Origin of the sequence: Paenibacillus sp. YN15 (genome assembly GCF_003285005.1) — a bacterium.
GTDB lineage: Bacteria > Bacillota > Bacilli > Paenibacillales > NBRC-103111 > Paenibacillus_AR.
The window spans coordinates 56,969-78,148 of record NZ_QMFA01000026.1 but is presented as its reverse complement, the minus strand read 5'-3'; the positions used below and the strand labels follow the sequence as shown (position 1 = coordinate 78,148).

The window sequence follows — 21,180 nt, the reverse complement described above, 5'->3', positions numbered from 1 at the left end:
GCGGAACATGCACCATTCGCCCAGCCGTGCATACACCATGATAAGGGCGGAGGTCTGCACGGATTCCTACTCCGCCGCAGGAGGAATTATGGGCTATTATTATTTGTTTTCCTATGGAACATTCATCGACCGGGAGGTTCAGCACATCCTGTTTGGCAGAAACGTTACTGTGGGCGCGGCCGTTCTTCCCGGCTACAGCAGATTCGCTGCTGAGGACGGCTATTATTATGTGCTGCCGGCCCCCGGCTGCTGCGTAAAAGGGGAGCTGCTGTGCCTTTCTGCAGATGATCTGGTAGTGGCGGACCTGTGGGAGGATGTGCCCAAGTATGTGCGCGCCCTGAAGACGGTTTTACGGGAAAATGGAACTGCCGTCACCGCTTATGTGTATTGCCGCAGCAACCCCCAAGCCCGTAAACCCGCGCCTCCGGGCACGTTGGCTGCGATTCCCCGTTCCCGGGTTATCGCGGCGGCCAAGGAGCTGGCGGCAGAGCTGTCCCCAGGGGACAGACGGTGAGGCAGGAGAGCAGCCCCCCGTAAGGCGAAGGAAACGGCGGGGGCAATAACCTTTTACTCCAGCGGACCCGAAAGGGTCTGTTTGTTTTTGGCCGCATAACAGCTTGAGAAGCCCGGCCTGAACAGGTATGATCAGGAAAACAATACTATTTTGCCGAAAAGAGGACAGGTGTTATGACATTGCAGCAGTTGCGCTACGTGCTGGAGGTAGCGGCCCGGGGCTCCATGAACGAAGCGGCCAAGCGGCTGTTTATCTCCCAGCCCAGCCTGTCCAGCGCCATCAAGGAGCTGGAGGAGGAGATTGGCATCACCATTTTCCAGCGGACCAACAAGGGGATTATGCTCTCCAAGGAAGGGGCGGAGTTTCTCGGCTATGCCCGCCAGGTGATTGAGCAGGCGGAGCTTCTGGAGGGGCGGTATCTCAATGCCAAGCCGTCGCCCCAGCATTTTTCCGTGTCCACCCAGCATTATGCCTTTGCCGTCAATGCCTTCGTCAAGCTGGTGCGCGAATACGGGCAGGAGGAGTACGAGCTGTCCCTGCGGGAGACCAAAACCCATGAGATCATCCAGGATGTAAAGGATCAAAAAAGCGAAATCGGCGTTCTTTACATGAACGATTTTAATGCCAAGGTCATCAGCCGCCTGCTGAAAAACGCCAATCTGATGTTCAACAGCCTGTTTACGGCCAAGGCCCATATTTTTGTGAGCGCCCATAATCCCCTGGCCTGCCATCCGGTGGTGACGCTGGAGCAGCTTCGGGAGTATCCGTACCTCTATTTTGAGCAGGGGGAGTATAATTCCTTTCATTTTTCCGAGGAAATCCTGAGCACTATCGCCCGTCCCAAAAGCATCCGCGTCAGTGACCGGGCCACCCTGTTCAATCTGCTGATCGGCTTAAACGGCTACACCATTTCCACCGGCGTGCTGAGCAAGGATTTGAACGGCAATGACATTATTCCGGTGCCGCTGGCCAGCGACGAAACCATTCATGTAGGTTGGATTTGCCATCAAAATGCAGCTTTGTCCCGATTGGCGGTTGCGTATGTGGAGGCGCTGCAGGAGGCGACCCGGTAGAATGGTTATAGATTTTGGCTATATCCAGCAATAGCTTAATGGTCTTATGCTATATCCGAGTAAATATGTTATCTTTCCTGTAATAACGGATTTGCGACAAGGAGAGATGAGCGGATGAAAAGCGGCAACCTGGGATATCCCCGTATCGGACTGGAGAGACAATGGAAAAAAGCGCTGGAAGCTTATTGGGCGGGGGACCTGGCCGAGGCCGAGCTGCAAACGCGGCTGAAGGACATCCGCCTGTCGAACCTGAAGGCCCAGCAGGAGCGGGGCATTGAGATCATTCCCGTGGGGGATTTTACGTATTATGACCATGTGCTGGATACGGCAGTGATGTTCGGGATTATTCCCAAGCGGTTCGGCTATGAAGGAGGCGCGCCTTCCCTTTCGGTTTATTATGCCATGGCCAGAGGAAGCAAGGATGCCGCCGCCTGTGAAATGACCAAATGGTTCAACACCAACTACCATTACATTGTTCCGGAGTTGGCCGGGGCCCATCCGGTGCTGACGGGAAACCGGCTTTTGGAGGCATATAAGGAAGCAAAGGAAGAGTTGGGGATTGAGGGCCGGCCGGTGCTGGTGGGACCGCTGACTTTTGTGAAGCTGTCCAAGGGTTATGCTCCCCATGAGTTGGCGGATTGGACCCGGCGTCTTGTTCCCTTGTATGCGGAGGTGCTGCGGGAGCTGGCGGAGGCAGGTGTGAAGTGGGTGCAGCTGGACGAGCCGATTCTGTCCACCCATGTTTCGGCGGAGGAGCTTGCCCTGGCAGAGGAGCTTTACGGGCAGCTTGCCCGTCAGGTGCCGGAGATCCGGCTGTTTCTGCAAACCTACTTTGAAGCGGTGGATCAATATGAAGCGGTTGTGGCGCTGCCGGTTCACGGCATTGGGCTGGATTTTGTCCATGACGGCGGCCGGAATCTGGAGGCAGTGCTGCGGCATGGTTTCCCGGCAGGCAAGCTGCTGGGCGCAGGGCTGGTGGATGGGCGCAACATTTGGGCATGTGATCCGGATGAAAAGCTGAAGGTGCTGACTGCTCTTCGGCAGACAGTGGCGGATGAGTTTTTGGTGGTGCAGCCCTCCTGCAGTCTGCTGCATGTTCCGGTGAGCACGGTGAAGGAGACGAAGCTGGAATCGGTGCTCCGTCAGGCGCTGGCGTTTGCCGACCAGAAGCTGGAGGAGGTAGCGCTGTTGACCAAAGCGGGCAATCTGGGCGCGGAAGCGGTGGCGGCGGAGCTGGAAGCCCTGCGGAGCGGGCGGGCAGCGCTGGCGGCATCTCCTTCCCGGAACCGGGCGAAGGTGCGCGAACGGATGTCCCGTCTCCAGTCCCAGCCGATTACCCGCGCCAGCTCCTTCGAGGAGCGGCGGGAGCTCCAGGAGAAGCGCTGGCAGCTTCCCCTTTTGCCTACCACCACTATCGGCAGCTTCCCTCAGACGCCGGAGGTCCGCAGCGCCCGCCAAAAGTGGCGCAAGGGCGACTGGAGCGAGGAGCAGTATCAGGTCTTTATCCGGGAGGAGATCGGAAGATGGATCGGCATCCAGAAGGATTTGGGATTGGATGTGCTGGTCCACGGCGAGTTCGAGCGCAACGATATGGTGGAGTTTTTCGGGGAAAAGCTGGCGGGTTTCGCCTTTACCGGGAACGGCTGGGTGCAATCCTACGGCTCCCGCTGCGTCAAACCCCCGGTGATTTACGGGGATGTGGAGTACACGTCGCCCATGACCGTCGCGGAAACGGTGTATGCCCAATCCCTGTCGGATGCTCCCGTGAAGGGGATGCTTACCGGCCCGGTGACCATTCTCAACTGGTCTTTTGTGCGGGATGATTTGCCCCGGAGGGATGTGGCTTTTCAGATTGCCCTGGCGCTGCGCGAAGAAGTGGAGGCGTTGGAGGCGGCGGGCATTGGCATGATTCAGGTGGATGAGCCGGCGCTGCGGGAGGGGCTGCCCCTGAAGCCGGAGCAGGGCCCGGCTTATTTGGAGTGGACGGTGAAGGCTTTCCGCCTGTCCACCTCTACAGTGAAGGATGAAACGCAGATTCATACCCATATGTGCTATTGCGAATTTCAGGACATGATCGATTCCATCCGGGCTCTGGATGCGGATGTGATCTCCATCGAAACCTCCCGCAGCCACGGCGAGCTGATCACCAGCTTCGAGGAGCAGACCTATGAGCTGGGCATCGGCCTGGGCGTCTACGACATCCATAGCCCCCGGGTGCCTCCCGTTGCCGAGATGGAGGGCATGATCCGCCGGGCGTTGCAGGTGCTGTCGCCCCGCCAGTTCTGGATCAACCCGGACTGCGGGCTGAAGACCCGGCGGATGCTGGAAACCGTTGCCGCCCTCGGCAACATGGTTGAGGCGGCCAAGCAGGTGCGGGCGGAGCTGGGCAGCGCAGGCGTCCGGGCATAAGTAGCGGGATAGCTGGCAGTGCGGGCGTGGCGAGTGCAGGTTTTGAGTAACCTTAATAGTACAAAAGCATAGTTTGGTGAAGGTGCACATGGACAGTCCCCTGAGGCAAATGCTGACGGAGGCTGTTTTTGTATGGTGCGCCCGCGGGAGGGGGGGGTATCCGGACCGTGGTTCCGTTATCGCAGGGAAAATCGCCGTTTTTCCAATTTGGCGGACTATGGTTCCGTTATGTTTGGAAAACAGGGGGTGTGTGCAGCTGAAATAGGGAGATAACGGAACGTAAGTCCGCGAAAATCAAAAAAGCGGGCAATTTGGCCAAATAACGGATTCAGGGTCCGCGGGGTAGGCAAATTGCATTTTACAGGTTGTCAACGTGACACACAATGGGTGATCGTCTACATATACTGTCGTTGTAAGCAAGACAAACGCACAGGAAGGAAGATGATCATGTATCGTCAAAATCCCATTCAAAATGTGCTGGGCGGGCTGATTGGCCAGCCCGGCATACCGGGCGGCCCCGGCTTTGGCCCCGGCGGCCCCGGCGGACCGGGAGGTCCCGGGTTTGGTCCCGGCGGTCCCGGTTTCCCTGGCGGCCCGGGCTTCCCGGGAGGCCCCGGGGGTCCTGGCTTCCCGGGTGGCCCCGGCGGTCCTGGGTTTCCGGGAGGTCCCGGCGGCCCTGGCCCTGGTCCGGGTCCCGGAGGAGCTGGCGGCACCGGCGCCCCCACGGGACGCCCGCCCGGTTATATCCCGCCTAAGCCGGGCAGCGGCGGATTTTCCGTCATGGCGGTAGATCCCGGCTCCATCGCCGCCTGCCGTTTCCGGTATGTATATATTTGGCAAAGAAACGGCGACGAATATTGGGCATATCTCACCTTCGTCGGCCGCAACTCAGTTGCCGGGTTCCGCTGGATCGGCTTCACCTGGGTCTACTTTGGCCTGGATCTGCGCTTCATTGACCAGTTCGTCTGCACCTGAGCGGAAAGACTGCCCCGTTAACCATAAAGCCACAACCTGCCCGGCCATGGCGGCCAAGCGGATTGTGGCTTTATGTCCGTTGTTTAAAAAGTTACTGCCAAAGCCCCAAAATGACGCCCATAATGGGAAAAGCCACCGCATGATAGCCCGCATTGATCAGAAACAGCTTGTATTTGCGGTAATCGTCGAACAGCATGGTAATGGCGAAGGCGGAGACCAAAGCCAGCCCGGCCATCAGTCCGGCGAAGATGCCGGGAACAAAGCCGCTGACTCCGGAAATCTCGAACAGGCAAGCCAAAGCAAAGGCGGCGAACACGGTCAGGATAAAGCACAGGATATATAGAAACGGATTAAGGCCTTTTTCATCCGTTTTGCCGGTCTCCCGCTTCCAAATTTCGGCGAAGAGCACGGGGGAATACCAGACCATGCCTACAAAAAAGTACACAATGGCCGAGACGACAATGGCTAACGCATTCATATCGCTAACGGAAAATTCCATAAGGGACTGCCTCCTGTTCGGTGTTCATGATCCTGTCAACATTGTACAACATATTGTGACATAGTCAAAGAAACACTTGGGAATTTCTTCCCTGAACAAATTGAAGTCACCTTTATCATCCTTTATGTAAAATATATTTGACATAAAGTATATCAAAGTATATATTGGTATCAAAGAGGTGACCGTATGGCCAAAAATTTGCGGCTGAAGGCAGCACGCGCTTCCCTGGATCTCTCCCAGAAGGATCTGGCCGAAGCGGTTGGGGTGACCAGACAAACCATCAATGCCATTGAGAACGGGGATTACAATCCCACCATTCATTTATGCATCGCCATTTGCAAAAGACTGGGGAAAACTCTGGATCAGCTGTTTTGGGAGGATGAGGAGAATGAATAAAAGCGTCAAGGTTCTTGACGAGATGCAGGTGCAGCGCCGGGACCATATCGGCAACCAGTCGTTTATGCTGCTGTTTTACCTGCTGCTGTTGGATATCGGGCTGCGGGGCTTGGGTGTGACCTGGCTGGAATATCCGGTGAATGTATTCCTGATTATGATTGTGGTCATGGCCATTTATCTGATCCGGCTGATCCTGGCCGGGGCCTATGTGGGAACCGTAGAGAAAAAAGCCAAATCCACCCGGGCGGCGTGGATCGCTTGCGCCGTATCCCTTGTTGCATGTGTAACGGTGATCGCCTATTCCTCCAAGCTGAAGGAGGAGACAGGCGGAGATGTGGGCGCTTTGTTGCTGCTGGGAATTTCCGCAGTGGTTCTGCTTGTTACCGTCTTCGTGCAGCGGTGGAGTGAACGGAGGAATAATCAGGGCGAGGATTGAGAAAAACGCGCTTTAGTGCTGTAAAGAGGTTAAACATTCTGATGTGGTAAAAAATCCCCCTGCCTCCGGATAACCGGGGCAAGGGGCTTTTCGGCAGGACCGGCTGGAACAGCCGCCTTCCGCCGGATTACCGGTTCATCTCGCGGAAAACTTCCTCCGCGGCGGCAATGGTGGCGTCCACATCGGCTTCCGTGTGGGCGGTGGTCAGGAACCAGGCCTCGTATTTGGAGGGGGCAAGGCAGATGCCCCGGTCCAGCATGAGGCGGAAGAAACGGGCGAACCGTTCACCGTCGGTATCCTGGGCGTCTTCATAGTTGCGGACTGGATGCCCGCAGAAGTGGGTGGAGAAGGCGCCGCGGATGCGGTTCACCGTCAGCGGTTCGCCGTAAGCCTCTGCGGCGGCGGTGATGCCGGCGGTAAGGCGGGCGGCCAGCGCATCCAGCCGCTCGTAGGTGCCCGGCTCCCGGAGCACCGAGAGGCAAGCGATGCCGGCGGAGATGGAGGCAGGGTTGCCTGCCATGGTCCCGGCCTGGTAGGCCGGACCCAAGGGGGCAACCTGCTGCATGATCTCCGCCCGCCCGCCGTAGGCGCCGATGGGCAGCCCGCCGCCGATAATCTTGCCCAGAGCGGTGAGGTCGGGCTCGATGGCGGCGAAGGCCGCCTTCCGGGCGGCTTCGTCGCCGCTTGCCCGCACCGCCTCCGGCAGAAGACCCTCGAAGGTCTGGGCGGAGCCGTAGTGGAAGCGGAAGGCGGTGATCACCTCGTCATAGATGACGACGGCCCCGTGCTTCCGCGTCAGGCTGCACAGCCCTTCAAGAAACCCCGGCTCCGGCATCACCATGCCGAAGTTGCCGACAATCGGCTCCACCATAACCGCAGCCGTTTCCGCACCCCAGCGGTCCAGGGCGTCGGAGAGCGCCGTCAGGTCGTTGAACGGCACTGTGATCACTTCCTGGGCAATGGTGGGGGGAACCCCGGCGCTGTCCGGCGTTCCCAGAGTGGAGGGGCCGGAGCCCGCCGCCACCAGCACCAGGTCGGAATGGCCGTGGTAGCAGCCGGCGAATTTGATGATTTTGCTGCGGCCGGTATAGGCCCGGGCCACCCGGATGGTGGTCATCACCGCCTCGGTGCCGGAATTGACAAACCGCACCTTGTCCAGGGAGGGGATGGCCTCCTTCAGCATTTTGGCGAAGGTGATCTCCAGCTCCGTGGGAGCGCCGTACAGGGTGCCGTTGGCGGCGGCCCGGCAGATGGCTTCGGTGACAACGGGATGGGCATGTCCGGTAATAATCGGCCCGTAAGCGGCCAGGTAATCGATATAGCGGTTGCCGTCCTCATCCCAGAAGTAGGCGCCCTCCCCCCGCTTCATAAATACGGGAGCGCCGCCGCCCACCGCCTTGAAGGAACGGGAGGGGCTGTTGACCCCCCCGACGATATGCTTAAGCGCCTCCTGATAGAGGGCCTCCGAACGATTGCGTGTTGTGGTCATAAGATGCAAGCTCCTTTCCATAGCGGTCAAACGATTTTCTGAGAGATTTACCGCCGGCTGTTTGTTCACATCCGTTTATTTTACCACTTTTCTCCCCGGGGGGACAGGGCTGCTCCTGGCGCTTCTTGCGACTTACCTTCCCGCCTTAAGCCTTATGGTGGAGACCACGCTGATCATGGTTGCCTCGTCCACCGCCGCTTCATTGAAGTAAATCCCATGCGTCAAACGTTTGCCCGGATCATTCCAATACCAGCGGATTTCATCGTAATGCCAGTCCGGGTCCAACTGCGCCGCCGGTTTGGTATGCACAAGTCTGATCCGGTAGAGAGATTGTCCTGTTTGTCCTGCGGCAGGCGCGGGCATATCCTTCACCTCAACAAAATCCGTTTGCTCCGTATGATTGGGCCGCAGATGGGTCCAGCTTTCGGCATCAAACCAGTCCAGAGTTTCCGTTTCCCCCATTTTTTCCCCATTTGCCGTAAAAATCAGCTCCTTGCCGTTTGGCTCCACGCTCCATCCCTCGGGAACAGCCAGGGTCAGGAGGGAGGTTTCCGCTTGCTTGAACCCCGGCGGGACTTGAAGGGGCTCCCCCGCACCGGAGGCTGCATTCTCCCCAATTATGCGCCAAGCCAGAGCCGATAAAGCGGCTGCCAAAACCAGTCCAAGCGCCGTCCACAGCAACCATTTTTTGCTCATATCCCAAGCACCTCTCCTAAAAAAATGCCCACCCGCCTGTTCGGCACGGATGGGCTGCTTTTGTTTGGACGCGGGCCTTCCCGGAAAAGTTCAATCTGGGATGAAATCAGGCTTGCTGCGCCGGAATTTCAAAATCGGCGGAAGCCAGCCCGGCGTAATACCGCCCCTTCCGCGCCGTAAACCGGTACACGCAGTAGTCGGGATCGGTGGGCCCCAGAGAATAGTAGCGCTCATCCCCTTCGCGCCAGATCAGCTCCTTGGACGCCTGGTCATGGAGCACCTCCATGGTGCCCAGCAGCATCAGCCCGTTAAACTTCTTCTGGTCGGCAAAATAGAGGCTGGCCTGGGGCCGCTCCTGAAACTGCGCGGTGCGGCGGGAGGAGGTATTGGTGGTGAAATAGAACACGGACAACCCCTCCCGGACCCGGGCGTTAAACATCATCTTCATATTGGGGAAGCCGTCCTCCCCGATGGAGCCTACCACCACATTGGCAGTGCGTTCAACCAGACTCAGCGCTTTTTTCTCAACCTCGGTCATTTGTTCTCCTCCTCATAACGGGTTAAATTGGCCAGAATATGCCGCAAGGTTGCCTCGAACCGGTCAATCTCCTCTTCGGCGAGGCCGTCGTAGAACAGGGCGAGCATATCCCCGGAAACCTGGCGATACTGCTCCATCATGTTTTTGCTGCTGTCGGACAGGGCGACTAACGTGCTTCTTTTATCCGCCGGGTCCGCCGTCCGCTCAATATGCCCGGCCTGCTCCATCCGCTCCAGCATGCTGGACAGGGTGGTTTTGCCAAGCGCCGTCGCTTGGGCCAAACGCCGGATGGGGATGCGATCCTCCTTCCACAAGGCGAACATAATCCGTCCCTGGGCATTATTGAGATCCTCAATGCCGGCTTTTTTCAGGAGCCGGTCGAATATCCGCCCCGATAGCTGCTTTACCATGGATATCAAAAATCCGCCTTCCCGCAGTGGGGGCATACAATGGGCAGCCTCCTTCGATTTAGTTCTATATGGTACTATATTAGTTCTATATGGGACTAAGTGTCAAGCCTTTATTTATGTTGGCGGGTTTATGCAATTTGTTCCGCCAGCTTCACCGCCGCCATGTAAGATGATAGAATCAAACAAAGAGAACAGACATTAGTCGACGGGAGTGGAAGCATGAGTTATAGAATTGTATTTTTCGATATTGACGGCACGCTGCTGGACGAGGATAAAAAAATACCGGAGGATACCCGCCGCGCCGTGGCGCAGCTGAAGGCCGACGGAATTGAGCCGGTTATTGCCACCGGCAGGGCGCCGTATTTTTTTGAGCCGCTGGCCAGGGAGCTGGGCATTGAATCCTATGTCAGCTTAAACGGAGGCTATGTGGTTTACCGGGGCAAGGAGCTGTATCACCGGCATATTCCGCTTCCGGTGCTGGAGCGTCTGGTGGGGCTTGCCGCTCAAAACAGACATCCGCTGGTGTACCAGGGAAAAAGCTGCTATCACACCAACAGTGTGGAGCACGCGGCGGTTCTGGCGGCCATTGATTCGCTGAAGGTTGGTTATCCCGGCGGGCATGGGGAGTTTTGGCGGGAGGAAAGCATTTACCAGGTGTTCCTGCATTGCCGGCATGGAGAGGAGCAGCCTTATGTAGCGGAGCTGCCCGAGCTGCGCTTCATCCGCTGGCATGAGGATGCCATGGATGTGCTGCCCCTGACCGGCTCCAAAGCCGAGGGCATTCAGGTGATGCTGGACGCTCTCTCCATTCCGCGAGAGGAATCCATCGCCTTCGGCGACGGTCTGAACGACAAGGAGATGCTGCAGCTGGCAGGTCTGGGCATCGCCATGGGCAATTCCCACCGGGAGCTGCTGCCCTATGCGGATTATATCACGGCCAATGCGGACAAAGGCGGCATCCTGGCCGGCCTCCAGTACGCGGGCTGCCTGGCGTAATAGAGGCCTGCGGTGCGGCTACGCCGAGCGGGGCAGGGTGAATCTAATGGAAGCCACAGCCCTTATTCGGCGAAAAAAGCAGCCTCCCCATTAAATCACCAAAAAGAGCATCCTCCCGCAGGAGAATGCTCTTTTTTATAATAGTTGGGCGGACAGAGAATCCGTTATTTTCCGAATTTGACCCGTTTTCGGATTTATACGGACAGAGGTTCCGCTATTTTGCTCCAGAAGCATGGATTCCCCCCGCTTCTTCACATTTAACGGATCGTGAGTCCGCGGGGGAGAAAAAAAGGCGGATTTTAGCGAAATAACGGAACCAGAGTCCGCCAAACTAAACTCCGAACGTCTTGCTAAACTCATAGCGCCAAACTAAACTCCGAACGTCTTGCTAAACGCACAGCGTCAAAGGAAGCTGCAGGCGGTCTTCTTAGTCTACGCCCGGCCTACAGGCGCGCCGTCACAGCGCAGTAGTGGCCGCGGCTTCTCCCCGAGCTGGGGGCTACTTAATCTACACTCAGCTGCGCGCCCCGTCAGGACGCAACAGCAGCTAGGGTTCATCTTAGTCTACGCCTAGCCTACAGGCGCCATCACGGCGCAGCAGTAGCCGCGGCTCCATCCGCGCCGGCGTTGACGCCGCCGCTTCCGTCGCCATTGGCTCCGCCTGCTTCGCTGCCGTCAGCGCCGGCGGCTGCATCTGCGGCGCCCGTGTCCGCGCCGCCGCTCCCGGCTCCGGCGTCCTCGCCGCTTGCCGCCGGGCCCAGATCAATGATGCCGGCGTCATCCCCCGGCAGCTTCACGGCTGTGCTGGCTGCCGGCTGGGGCGTCGCCGCAGGGCTGGGCGTCGCGGATACCGCCGCCGTGGGGCTGGCCGATGCCGCAGGCTTCACCGATGCGGCCGGCGGTGCAGTTGGCTTGACGGTGGGCTTCACCGTCGCCTTGGGCTTCGTGCTGGCCTTGGGCGATGCCGTTGCCTTGGGGGAAACAGACACGCCGCCGCTGGATGGCGTATCCGCCCCCTGGCTCAGCTTCCCGCCGGAGGTCAGCGGTTTTTCCGACGGTGAGGTGGAGATTTCTCCGAACAGCTGCTTCACAAATACCTTCAGCGCCGCCGGTTCCACACCCAGCACCTCCGCGCCGCCTACCCTTTTTTCCACCAGAAGATCGGTTGGCGGGATTTGCTGGCTGACCATGCCGTCGGTTTTAACCTCAAAACCCAACGCCGCCAGCTTGATCATTTGGTTCACGTTGAGGTTGGTCTCAATATACGGGTCGATGCTGCTCAGAATGGAGGGCAGCTTCAGAAGCGAGGTGCTGGATTGCAGCTTTTCCGCCAGAGCCTGCATAAACTTCCGCTGCCGCTCCGTCCGGGTGAAATCGCTGGTGGCATCATGCCGGAAGCGCACATACTGCAGCGCCGTATTGCCGTCCAGATGCTGGTAGCCCTTCTTCAAATTAATGTCGAACTGGTGATCATCCGCGGAATCGGTGTAATACATATCCTTTTCCACTTCCAGATCAATGCCGCCCAAGGCGTCCACCAGCGCGATAAAACCCTTGAAATCCGTATATACATAATACTGGATGGGAATCCCCATCAGATTGCTTACCGTCTTCATCGCCAGCTCCGGGCCTCCCCTGGTGATGGCGGTGTTGATCCGGTCGGAGCCCTCCCCGGGAATGTCCACATAGGTGTCCCGCAGAATGGAGAACAGATAGGACTTTTTGGTGACGGGGTCGAGGGAGGCGATCATCAGCGAGTCGGAGCGGGGAATTTCATTCTTTCCCATCCCCCGCGAATCTCCCCCCAGGAGGAGAATATTCACCCGTTCCTTGCCCTCCCACTTGGGAGGTTCCAGCTCGGCACCAGTTTTGGTAAAGGTGGGGTTGTTGAAGAAAATGGAATCCTCGGGAGCGGTATGGATGTTATCGGCAAAAGAATACAAGGAATAGGCATAATAACCGGTGACGCCAAATATGATCAGCACCAGCCCCGCCAGGGACCAGAGTATCTTTTTTCGGACGCTGATGGTCTTGGCTTTGCGCATCATGAAGCCCCTTTCGTCAGGTTGTTTGGACTGCACATTCTTTTTTCAAAGGGGATGAACAGTTACATAAGAAATTCCAGTTTGCATGAAAGACTACACCATTAGACGGGAAGCGGCACAAAAAAGTTTCATTTCGGACAAACTTCCCCCCAATGCTTCTTTATTGTGCATGAAAAGCTAATACGATTATACCCGATTTGCCGAACAAAATCACAGCATGTACATGTCCGCGCCACTCCTGGAGTTTCCGTTGGCGGCGGCAAGCGCCCGACTTGCCGTTTCCTAAGCATCCATAGTAAATTAAGAAGGTTATAACCGTAAGGAGAGGAGTCTCTACCGACATGTGGGCCATCGAAGTCAACAAGCTGCGCAAGGATTTCCGCGTCCAGCAGAATAGAGAAGGGCTTGGCGGGGCGCTGCGCGACCTGTTCAAGCGCGAATATAGAAGCATTACCGCCGTCAACGAGATCAGCTTCCGGATTCCCCGCGGGGAAATCTGCGGCTACATCGGGGAGAACGGCGCAGGCAAATCCACCACCATCAAGATGCTGACGGGGATTCTGGTGCCTACCTCCGGGGAGATCAGCGTTAATGGGCTGGTGCCCTACAAGGACCGGGAGGCCTTCGTCCGGGGCATCGGCGTTGTGTTCGGGCAGCGCAGCCAGCTGTGGTGGGACATCGGCGTTATTGAATCCTTCCGGCTGCTGAAGCGGGTATACCGGGTGAATGAGCAGGATTTCCGCAAACGGCTGGATGAGCTGGTAGACCGGCTCCAGCTTGCCGATATTCTGAACCGCCCTGTGCGGAAGCTGAGCCTGGGGCAGCGGATGCGCTGCGAGCTGGCGGCTTCTCTCCTGCATAATCCTTCGATTCTATTCCTGGATGAGCCTACTATCGGTCTGGATGTGATGGTCAAGGCGGAAATCCGGGATTTCCTGAAATCCATGAACCAGCGCTACGAAACCACCATTCTGCTGACCACCCATGATCTTCAGGATATTGAAGCCCTTTGCTCCCGGGTCATTATGCTGGACGACGGGAATATCATCTATGACGGCGGCCTGGAGGAATTGAAAACAAGATGGGGCCGCGGCAAGGAGATTGTGCTCCAGCTGTCCCGACCTGCGGAGCCGGACTTCCTGTCCCGTCTGACCGTCGATCTGAATGTGGAGTGGAGCATGGAAAACGATCTGGTAGCCCATATCTGGGTCCCCTTTGGGCAAACCAATGTGTCCGAGGTGCTGGGCCGGGTGGTGGGCGCCGTGGAGATTGAGGATATCCGCATTATTGAAACCCAGACAGATGACATTATCCGGGAGATTTACAAGACGGGTCATGCGTCCGCCGACCATGCGGAGCTTGCCGCAGCCGGAGTCGATCCGCTTGCGCCGCAGAAGGCGGGGCCGTCCGCGCAAGGGGAGTCCTCGGCTTCGGCGGCACAGCCCGCCGGGCAGAAGCAGGATCTGGCTGCCGCCAAAGGGAGTGACGGGGCATGATCGGCTTGTATGCGGAGTTCATCCGCATCCGTTTTCTGTCCATGCTGGCATACCGGATGAACTATTACACGGGAATCGTGATTTATCTGGTGAATATCGGGGCCCAATATTTCCTGTGGAGCGCCATCTATTCGGGAGCCGACGGGCTGGGCGGCATGAATATGGCCCAGATGACCACTTATGTGGCGGTGGCCTGGATGGCGCGGGCGTTTTATTTCAACAATCTGGACCGGGAAATTGCCAATGAAATCCGCGACGGCAGTGTGGCAATCCAATTCATCCGGCCCTATCCGTATCTGGCGGTGAAGATGATGCAGGGACTGGGCGAAGGCCTCTTCCGGCTGCTCCTGTTTTCCACCCCGGGCATGCTGCTGGTCTGGGCGCTGTTCCCTATCCAGTTCCCTAAGGACCCGCAGGTGTGGGCGGCTTTTTTCCTGATGCTTTTCTTCAGCTTCGTAATTAACTCTCAGATTAATATTATGACAGGCCTGTTTTCATTCTTCATGGAAAATAGCGAGGGGATGATGAGGTTCAAACGGGTGATGGTGGACCTGTTCTCCGGCCTCATTATTCCCGTTTCCTTCTTCCCCGGCTGGGCGGAGACGGTGCTGCGCCTGCTGCCGTTTCAGGCCATTACCTACCTGCCCAGCGCTGTTTTCTCCGGCAAGGGCGGGGGCATCGGCATTGCCAATGTGCTGGGGGTACAGACCCTGTGGCTGATTGTGCTTTGCATTCCGATTCTACTCATGTGGCGGCTGGCCAGAACGCGGCTGTTTGTGCAGGGAGGGTGAGCGGACATGTTTTATCTGTCTCTTGGATGGGACTACTTGAAGACCTATATGAAGATTCGCCTGGCGTACCGGATGGACCTGCTGGTGGAAATCTTGTCCGACTTGATGTTTCAGGGAGTCAACCTGTTCTTTCTATTGGTGGTGTTTCTTCACACCCAGCTTCTGGACGGCTGGACGGAATCCCAGATGCTGTTTGTCTACGGGTATTTTATGGTGCCCTACGGCATTTTCAACTGCTGCTTCAATCTCTGGAACTTTACGGAGCGCTATATCGTCAAAGGGGAAATGGACCGGATTCTGACCCGTCCCGCCTATAACCTGACCCAGCTGGCTCTGGAAAATCTGGACCCGCCGTCCCTGGCCGGATCGGTGGTGGGACTGGTGATTATGGCCCTGACCTGGCCCTCGGCAGGTCTGGAATTTGCCTGGTACGACCCGTTGGTGCTGGCGGTGCTGGTGCTGGGCTCCATTATGGTATATGCCGGTATCTATATTGCTTTTACCGCCATCTCCTTTTTTACGGATGCTCCTACCGGAATTCTGCCGCTGGTGTGGAACATTCAGAATTACGGGCGCTATCCGGTGACCATCTACAACCGGGCCATTACCGTGCTGCTGACGGGGATTTTGCCCTTTGCTTTTGTGGGCTTCTATCCGGCGGCGTATTTTCTCGACCGGGCGGCCTGGGGGCATATCGCCCTGCTGACTCCGGTGGTGGGCGGCGTATTCTTCGCGGGAGCCCTGGCCTTCTGGAACTTCGGCGTCAGCCGGTACCGCGGCGCAGGGTCGTAGAGGGAAATTTGAATGAATTTATAACGTAAAAAAATTACGGTATATTCCATCTGTGGTGTATAATAATTACACGTGGGTATATGATAAATGTAGAAGGGAAGGGGTGGTGTTTACATGTTAAGAAGTATTGAAATGGAGAACTTCAGATCATTCAAGAATAGAACGAAGATTGATATGACCGCTACCGGCTACAAAAGCCTCTCAGGCACCAATGTGCATAAGGATATTGTTAAGGGATGTTTTCTTTTTGGTGCGAACGCATCAGGGAAGACTAATGCAATTCGTGCTCTTGAGATTTTGCTTGACCTTTTATTTGCTGAAAAAATATCCACCTTAACCTCTGACCGCTGTCTTTTTTCAAGGAAGAAAGAAATATTTATAAAGTATGAGTTTGATGTTGAAGGGGAAACAATCCAATATATCCTGGAATTTCATATTGAGAAGAAACATTTTATTGAAAAACTCCTTGTAGATGGAGAAACGGCAATAGATCGGATTGGAAGCAACGCCACTTCAACCATAACGGAGAATAAAGTCTTTGAAGACATAACCCCCGAAGGACTTCTTTTAAGGGAGATTTTTTTTAATACCAAATTTCGGATGCAGCCCCTTCTCAAAAAGTGGTTCGACTTTTTACTAAATTCCGTGTTTGTGGATGGGTATAAGGAAAGGGTATTCTCACCAGGAAAATTTTCTCTGAATATTACTGATTACCTGCAGGAAATCGGAGTGAAAACGATCAATCAGTTTTTCGAGCAATTTGGATTTAACCAAAGAATTGAATATGGCCAGGAAAGCAAGGGGAAGATCGTTACGATCAAGTCTGTGAATGAAGCGGAGATTTTTTTCAAGCGCGAGGGAGTAGGGGAACCCATTCCTTTTCCTTGGGAATCCTTAGGAAATCAAAAGCTGCTTCGTTTGCTGCCGCCTTTCTTCCATGTGGTTCAGAATGGGGGAATGCTAATCATTGATGAATTCAGCAGTGGGCTTCATAATTTTTTGGAGGAGCTGCTGGTCCGATACTTTATGAACAATTCCTCCAATGCGCAACTTTTTGTTGTGACTCACTCAACCAACTTGCTGTCCAACTCCTTGTTAAGACCTGATCAGATTTACGCAGTGGATTTTAATGGGATGGAAGGGAGCTCCCTTAAGCGCTTTTCTTCAGAGCAGCCGCGTGTAGCGCAGAACCTGGAGAAGATGTATACAGCAGGCGTGTTCGGAGGGGTGCCTCAATATCGTGATGACGACTATACACATACACAAGGATAAGAATATCGGGAAGATTCTGCTGGTTGTAGAAGGGGAACGGACAGAATTTTATCTGCTTCATAAGATTTTTACACAAGTTTTTGATTATCAATATGAAAAGTTGGACCGGATGAACCGGTATCAAAAATATAATGACAAGGACGGCATCCCGTCCTCCATTTTCGTCGTGAACTCGGAGCAGTCCGCACTTTCCACAGTTTCGAACAGCAACGACTATCTGGATACTCTGTTTGAACGGCTGATCGAAGAATATAAATTTCCAGTTGACCGGGCAGCCATTTATTATCTGTTTGACCGTGATGTAAAATCGAATACAGACGCCAGACATATTGCCAACCTTATCCGTTTATTGGCCAATGCAAGAGACAATGGCATGGAGCGCCAAGGGCTGCTGCTTTTGAGTTACCCCTGCATTGAAAGCTTTACGGCCTCCGCTTTTATTGATGATGTTTTTGACCAGGAATTCGAGTTGGGGAAGCAGCTTAAGCAATATTTGGATATGTGCAAGCATAACCAGAGCAGGCTGGATGAAGCTTCTTTGATTCACGCCGTTGCGGAAATGAGTAGGGCCTTTGCGCAACTGGGAATAGCAAGCTATGACCTGGATCATTTTTCCGATACGAACCTGTTTATTTTTGAGCGGCAAGAGCTGAATTATGCTGCAAATCATAAATACCGTTTATTAAGTTTATTATGTATTATGCTGCTGGATTTGGGCCTAATCGAATTAAGAAAAGATTAAGTTGTCCACTTGGCCATAGGGGAGGTGAGGCCATGAGCGGCACGGAGAACGCCCAGGAGAAAATCGGCAAGCGGGCTTGGGAGCGGGAGGCCATTCTCCTGCTGATCCGGGAGTATAACCGTCTGGGCCACGGGCCAGGCTACCGGCTGTTGTTCCAGCAGGAGCGGCCGGATGCGGTGCTGGAGGAGAAGGGGGGAGCGCGCCGCAAGCTGGGGGTGGAGATCACCCATCTGTTTGCCAGCCAGCAGGAGGCCATGGATGTGTTTAATAAGCGGATTCCCGAGCCCCGGCAGGAGGGCGTGACCATCGACCATCTTCTGAAGGAGCTGAACCATCTCATCCGCAAAAAGGTGGGCAAACGCAGCGCCTACAGCATGAGCTATCCCATTGCTCTTTTGATCCGCAACGCCTCGCCCGTCTTCGGCATGTCGGATTTCCTGCCACGGCTGACGGAGGTGGATCTGCCGGCAGGGGTGTTCACCCATATCTGGTTTTTGTCCCGGGACGGCTCCCCGGAGTGGAAGCTGGCGGAATTGTTGTAAGATCAAGCCCCACCTGCGAAAATTTCGCATGGTGGGGCCTTTTTGCAGCTCAATGCCGGGGGAAGGGCGGTTTGCTAGTGCGGCTCCTCAGCCAGATGGTCCTCGATCAGAAAAACCGCAATCCGGCCGGGGCCGTGAACGCCGATGGTCAGATCCATCTCGATGTCCGAGGTGCGGCTGGGGCCGGTGATGATGTTGACGCAGCTGTAGTCCAGGGCCCGGCCGGGCAGACCGGCCAGCACCTGGGTAATCCGCGGCACCACGGTGCTGCCCCGCACCGCCACCAGGAGCTGGTTGGGCAAAAGGCTGACCACCCGGCCCCGGTCCCCGCGGTTGTAGAGGACAATAGACCCTGTCTCGGAGATGCCGTGAGCCGCATACACCAGCCCGGCATGGGCGGACTCCGCGGCGCGGACCAGGCTGTCCCGGTCCCCAGCGGCGCTCCAGCGGGTTACCTCATACCCCTGCTCCGCGAATACGTCGGCCGGCTCGCCGCCGTCCAGCTCCTCCCCTGCGGGCCATACGATCAGCTTCTTGAATTCGGCCTCTGTCAGATAAGCATTGACAGCCTTGGGCAGCAGCTTCCCGTTGGCTACGGGAATTACCACGCCGCCCAACTTCATCAATTCGTCGGCGAATTGGGCCACCAGCCCGGCTTGATCCAGGTCCTTGTGAAGATGGTCCCAAGGCTGGGTGTCCCAGCGGGGGCGGGGAGCCTCATACATCCGCTCCCGTCCCAGCTTGTTTGCCAAACGCTGCAAAAACTCCTCCTTAGCGGCCATCCGCATCCCCTCCTTTTGGCCTATCGCCTTCCTGTCTGTGGCTCGGCCCGTTAAGCGGTTCGGCCGGTTCATCCTTGCCTGCCGCTTCACCCTTGCCCTCCCGTTCCCACCACTCCCGGAAGCTCTCCATGGGAGGGGCAGGCAGATCCCGGGCTTTGGTCCACTTGCCCAGCAGGCTCGGCCCCTTGCGGATGAAGCCGTCCTTGGACAGGGGCTTCAGCCCGTACTTGGCCAGCTTCAGCCCGGCGCGGTACACCCAGGGGTTGGCCATGGCAGCACCGAAGCCCTTGAAGATTACCTGCTCCACCGGATGGGTCCGCTTCTCCTCCACCTCGTCCTTGCGCAGCTCCAGGAGATAATCGTGGAGGGGTATCCGCACGGGACAGGCATCGGTGCAGGCGCCGCAGAGGCTGGAGAGATAAGGCAGCTTCTCCCAGCTCTCAAAACCCTTCAGGATGGGAGTCAGCACCGCGCCGATAGGTCCGGGGTAGACGCTGCCGTAAGCATGGCCGCCGATATGCCGGTAGACGGGGCAGACGTTCAGGCAGGCGCCGCAGCGGATGCAGTTGAGAATCTTCTGGTATTCCGTGCCCAGGGCGTTGCTGCGCCCGTTGTCCACGATGACCACGTGCAGCTCCTCGGGGCCGTCCACGTCATCGCTTTTGCGCGGGCCGGTAATGGCTGTGACATAGCTGGTGATCTTCTGCCCGGTGGCGGAGCGGGGGAGCAGGGAGAGCACCGTGTCCAGCTCCTCCCAGCCCGGGACAATCCGCTCCATGCCCATTAGGACCACATGGGTTTTGGGGATGGAGGTGGACAGGCGGGCATTGCCCTCATTGGAAACCAACACCACAGAGCCGGTCTCCGCTACCGCGAAGTTGCAGCCGGACAGCCCGATGTCGGCGTTCTGAAATTTATCCCGCAGCACAGTGCGGGCGTAGCGGGTGAGCTCCGTGGTATCCTCCGGCAGAGGCTTCCCTGATACCCGGGAGAACAGCTCCGCCACCTGCTTCCGGTTCTTGTGGATCGCCGGGACAATAATATGGGAGGGGGTTTCTCCCGCCAACTGGATAATGTATTCCCCCAGGTCCGACTCGATGGCCTCCACGCCGATTTCCGCCAGCCGGTGGTTCAGGTGGATTTCCTCGGAGACCATGGACTTGGCCTTGATGACGGTTTTGGCGTTTTTGGCTTTGGCCAGATCAAGAATGTACTGCACCACTTCCTCATCGCTCTCCGCAAAAAACACCTTGCCCCCGTTTTTCTCCACATTCGTAGAGAACTGGTCCAGGTAAGCATCCAGATGGGCCACCGTATGGCTGCGGATGGCCTCCGCCCGCTCCCGCCATTCCTCGATGTTGCCCAGCACCTGGGCGGCATTCGCCTTGTTCATCCGGAAGCGCTCCTGGGCTACGGCCAGGGACCGCTTGAGGAAAGGGTCCTTCACGGCGTGCTCTACCCGTTCATCGAGAGTTGGCTGCATGTCTGGCTTCATAGCGCCTCACTCCTTCCTCCAGCAGCTCGGCTACATGGTACGCCTTGATAGGAGAACCCAGCCGGCGCAGCCGCCCTTCAATATTCATCAGGCAGGCCATATCCGAGCCCAGCAGCACGGTGGCCCCGGTGTCCATAACCCGGTGGGCCTTCTCATCCACCATTTCCCCGGAGATTTCGTGCATCTTCACCGCAAAGGTGCCGCCGAAGCCGCAGCAGTCCTCCTTGTAGGGCAGCTCCACGTACTCCAGCCCTTCAATGCGCCGGAGCAGCTGAAGGGGCTCCTCGGTCACGCCCAGACTGCGGGTCATATGGCAGGAGCAGTGGTAGGTTGCCGTGCCCTGAAACTCTGCCCGCAGAGCATCCACACCCGGCGTCCGGACCAGGAACTCGGAGAATTCATAGGTTTTGGCGGCCAACTGCACCGCCTTCTCATGCCATTCCGGCTCATCCGCCAGTAGAATCGGGTAATGATGCCGGATCATGGCGGCGCAGGAGCCGGAGGGGGTCACCACATGCTCCGATTGGGCGAAGGCCCGGATCAGCTGCTTGGCGGCTTTTTTGGTATCCTCGTGATAGCCGCTGTTGTAGGCCGGCTGGCCACAGCAAACCTGGCCCTCGGGAAAATCCACGGTACAGCCGCATTGGCGCAAAAGGCGGACCACCGCTTTGCCCACCTGGGGATACATGGCATCGGCCACACAGGTAATAAACAGGGAAACCCGCATATCCAACTGCTCCTTTCATTAAATAAATGTCTGCTGCAGTGCAAGTCATCTGATGACCTGATGAC

General features: G+C 56.7%; 22 protein-coding genes and 1 pseudogene. 14 read left to right on the top strand and 9 right to left on the bottom strand.

Features of this window, described 5'->3' with window-relative positions; translation table 11 throughout:
* Positions 1-88: 88 nt before the first annotated feature.
* From DQG13_RS19540 to DQG13_RS31750, 5 genes are all read left to right on the top strand, one after another.
* Positions 89-514, top strand: a complete 426-nt coding sequence (locus DQG13_RS19540) for a gamma-glutamylcyclotransferase family protein (RefSeq protein ID WP_181592854.1) — start codon at positions 89-91, stop codon at positions 512-514.
* 173 nt (positions 515-687) lie between these two features.
* Entirely contained in the window at positions 688-1,587 is a 900-nt protein-coding gene (locus DQG13_RS19535; protein WP_113021468.1) for a LysR family transcriptional regulator, read from the top strand.
* A gap of 114 nt (positions 1,588-1,701) precedes the next feature.
* Positions 1,702-3,996, top strand: a complete 2,295-nt coding sequence (gene metE / locus DQG13_RS19530) for a 5-methyltetrahydropteroyltriglutamate--homocysteine S-methyltransferase (RefSeq protein WP_113021467.1) — start codon at positions 1,702-1,704, stop codon at positions 3,994-3,996.
* 562 nt (positions 3,997-4,558) lie between these two features.
* A complete protein-coding gene (locus DQG13_RS31755) occupies positions 4,559-4,786 on the top strand; it encodes a hypothetical protein (protein ID WP_309472247.1) in 228 nt (75 codons plus the stop codon).
* Positions 4,777-4,971 (top strand): hypothetical protein, encoded by a 195-nt coding sequence (locus tag DQG13_RS31750; protein WP_309472246.1) that lies wholly within the window; start codon positions 4,777-4,779, stop codon positions 4,969-4,971. Before DQG13_RS31755 ends, DQG13_RS31750 begins: the two co-directional genes overlap by 10 nt.
* Positions 4,972-5,062: 91 nt before the next feature.
* On the opposite strand, the gene DQG13_RS19520 is transcribed toward DQG13_RS31750, so the two are convergent.
* Positions 5,063-5,470 (bottom strand): DUF1761 domain-containing protein, encoded by a 408-nt coding sequence (locus tag DQG13_RS19520; RefSeq protein ID WP_113021465.1) that lies wholly within the window; start codon positions 5,468-5,470, stop codon positions 5,063-5,065.
* A gap of 186 nt (positions 5,471-5,656) precedes the next feature.
* Here DQG13_RS19520 and DQG13_RS19515 point away from each other — a divergent pair, with 186 nt between their 5' ends.
* A complete protein-coding gene (locus DQG13_RS19515) occupies positions 5,657-5,866 on the top strand; it encodes a helix-turn-helix transcriptional regulator (protein WP_113021464.1) in 210 nt (69 codons plus the stop codon).
* Entirely contained in the window at positions 5,859-6,302 is a 444-nt protein-coding gene (locus DQG13_RS19510; protein ID WP_181592852.1) for a DUF6773 family protein, read from the top strand. The genes DQG13_RS19515 and DQG13_RS19510 overlap by 8 nt, the downstream gene beginning before the upstream one ends.
* Positions 6,303-6,429: 127 nt before the next feature.
* Here the strand turns inward: DQG13_RS19510 and DQG13_RS19505 are convergent, their stop codons facing one another.
* The 4 genes from DQG13_RS19505 to DQG13_RS19490 all read right to left on the bottom strand — a co-directional run bounded on the left by DQG13_RS19505 (position 6,430) and on the right by DQG13_RS19490 (position 9,471).
* On the bottom strand, positions 6,430-7,791 hold the full coding sequence (locus tag DQG13_RS19505; protein ID WP_113021462.1) for a glutamate-1-semialdehyde 2,1-aminomutase: 1,362 nt from the start codon (positions 7,789-7,791) through the stop codon (positions 6,430-6,432).
* A gap of 132 nt (positions 7,792-7,923) precedes the next feature.
* Positions 7,924-8,487: a hypothetical protein gene (locus tag DQG13_RS19500; RefSeq protein ID WP_113021461.1), complete on the bottom strand. Its 564-nt coding sequence runs from the start codon at positions 8,485-8,487 to the stop codon at positions 7,924-7,926.
* 106 nt (positions 8,488-8,593) lie between these two features.
* A complete protein-coding gene (locus tag DQG13_RS19495; RefSeq protein ID WP_113021460.1) occupies positions 8,594-9,025 on the bottom strand; it encodes a pyridoxamine 5'-phosphate oxidase family protein in 432 nt (143 codons plus the stop codon).
* Positions 9,022-9,471 (bottom strand): MarR family winged helix-turn-helix transcriptional regulator, encoded by a 450-nt coding sequence (locus DQG13_RS19490; protein WP_113021459.1) that lies wholly within the window; start codon positions 9,469-9,471, stop codon positions 9,022-9,024. The genes DQG13_RS19495 and DQG13_RS19490 overlap by 4 nt, the downstream gene beginning before the upstream one ends.
* Positions 9,472-9,654: 183 nt before the next feature.
* On the opposite strand from DQG13_RS19490, the gene DQG13_RS19485 reads away from it, so the two are divergent.
* Complete coding sequence (locus DQG13_RS19485) at positions 9,655-10,431, top strand: Cof-type HAD-IIB family hydrolase (RefSeq protein ID WP_113021458.1); 777 nt, start codon at positions 9,655-9,657, stop codon at positions 10,429-10,431.
* Between the two features lie 929 nt (positions 10,432-11,360).
* On the opposite strand, the pseudogene DQG13_RS19480 reads toward DQG13_RS19485, so the two are convergent.
* Positions 11,361-12,479 (bottom strand): annotated as a pseudogene (locus DQG13_RS19480) (LCP family protein); the annotation flags it as partial.
* A gap of 338 nt (positions 12,480-12,817) precedes the next feature.
* Between DQG13_RS19480 and DQG13_RS19475 the strand changes: the two are divergent.
* The 6 genes from DQG13_RS19475 to DQG13_RS19450 all read left to right on the top strand — a co-directional run bounded on the left by DQG13_RS19475 (position 12,818) and on the right by DQG13_RS19450 (position 18,111).
* Positions 12,818-13,972, top strand: coding sequence for an ABC transporter ATP-binding protein (locus tag DQG13_RS19475; protein WP_113021457.1), 1,155 nt, complete (start codon positions 12,818-12,820; stop codon positions 13,970-13,972).
* On the top strand, positions 13,969-14,763 hold the full coding sequence (locus tag DQG13_RS19470; protein ID WP_113021456.1) for an ABC transporter permease: 795 nt from the start codon (positions 13,969-13,971) through the stop codon (positions 14,761-14,763). Before DQG13_RS19475 ends, DQG13_RS19470 begins: the two co-directional genes overlap by 4 nt.
* A 6-nt stretch (positions 14,764-14,769) precedes the next feature.
* On the top strand, positions 14,770-15,555 hold the full coding sequence (locus tag DQG13_RS19465; protein ID WP_113021455.1) for an ABC transporter permease: 786 nt from the start codon (positions 14,770-14,772) through the stop codon (positions 15,553-15,555).
* Positions 15,556-15,669: 114 nt separating this feature from the next.
* Complete coding sequence (locus DQG13_RS19460; protein ID WP_113021454.1) at positions 15,670-16,827, top strand: AAA family ATPase; 1,158 nt, start codon at positions 15,670-15,672, stop codon at positions 16,825-16,827.
* Complete coding sequence (locus tag DQG13_RS19455) at positions 16,796-17,569, top strand: hypothetical protein (RefSeq protein WP_146767176.1); 774 nt, start codon at positions 16,796-16,798, stop codon at positions 17,567-17,569. Before DQG13_RS19460 ends, DQG13_RS19455 begins: the two co-directional genes overlap by 32 nt.
* Before the next feature lie 32 nt (positions 17,570-17,601).
* The gene (locus DQG13_RS19450; protein ID WP_113021452.1) at positions 17,602-18,111 is read left to right on the top strand and encodes a hypothetical protein; all 510 of its coding nucleotides are present in this window, start codon (positions 17,602-17,604) and stop codon (positions 18,109-18,111) included.
* A 74-nt stretch (positions 18,112-18,185) separates the two neighbouring features.
* On the opposite strand, the gene DQG13_RS19445 is transcribed toward DQG13_RS19450, so the two are convergent.
* Genes DQG13_RS19445 through DQG13_RS19435 form a run of 3 tightly spaced genes read right to left on the bottom strand, consistent with a single transcriptional unit; the run spans position 18,186 to position 21,115 of the window.
* A complete protein-coding gene (locus DQG13_RS19445) occupies positions 18,186-18,893 on the bottom strand; it encodes a LutC/YkgG family protein (protein WP_181592851.1) in 708 nt (235 codons plus the stop codon).
* The gene (locus DQG13_RS19440) at positions 18,883-20,388 is read right to left on the bottom strand and encodes a LutB/LldF family L-lactate oxidation iron-sulfur protein (protein WP_258525770.1); all 1,506 of its coding nucleotides are present in this window, start codon (positions 20,386-20,388) and stop codon (positions 18,883-18,885) included. The genes DQG13_RS19445 and DQG13_RS19440 overlap by 11 nt, the downstream gene beginning before the upstream one ends.
* Positions 20,357-21,115, bottom strand: coding sequence for a (Fe-S)-binding protein (locus DQG13_RS19435; protein ID WP_113021450.1), 759 nt, complete (start codon positions 21,113-21,115; stop codon positions 20,357-20,359). The genes DQG13_RS19440 and DQG13_RS19435 overlap by 32 nt, the downstream gene beginning before the upstream one ends.
* Between the last annotated feature and the right edge of the window lie 65 nt (positions 21,116-21,180).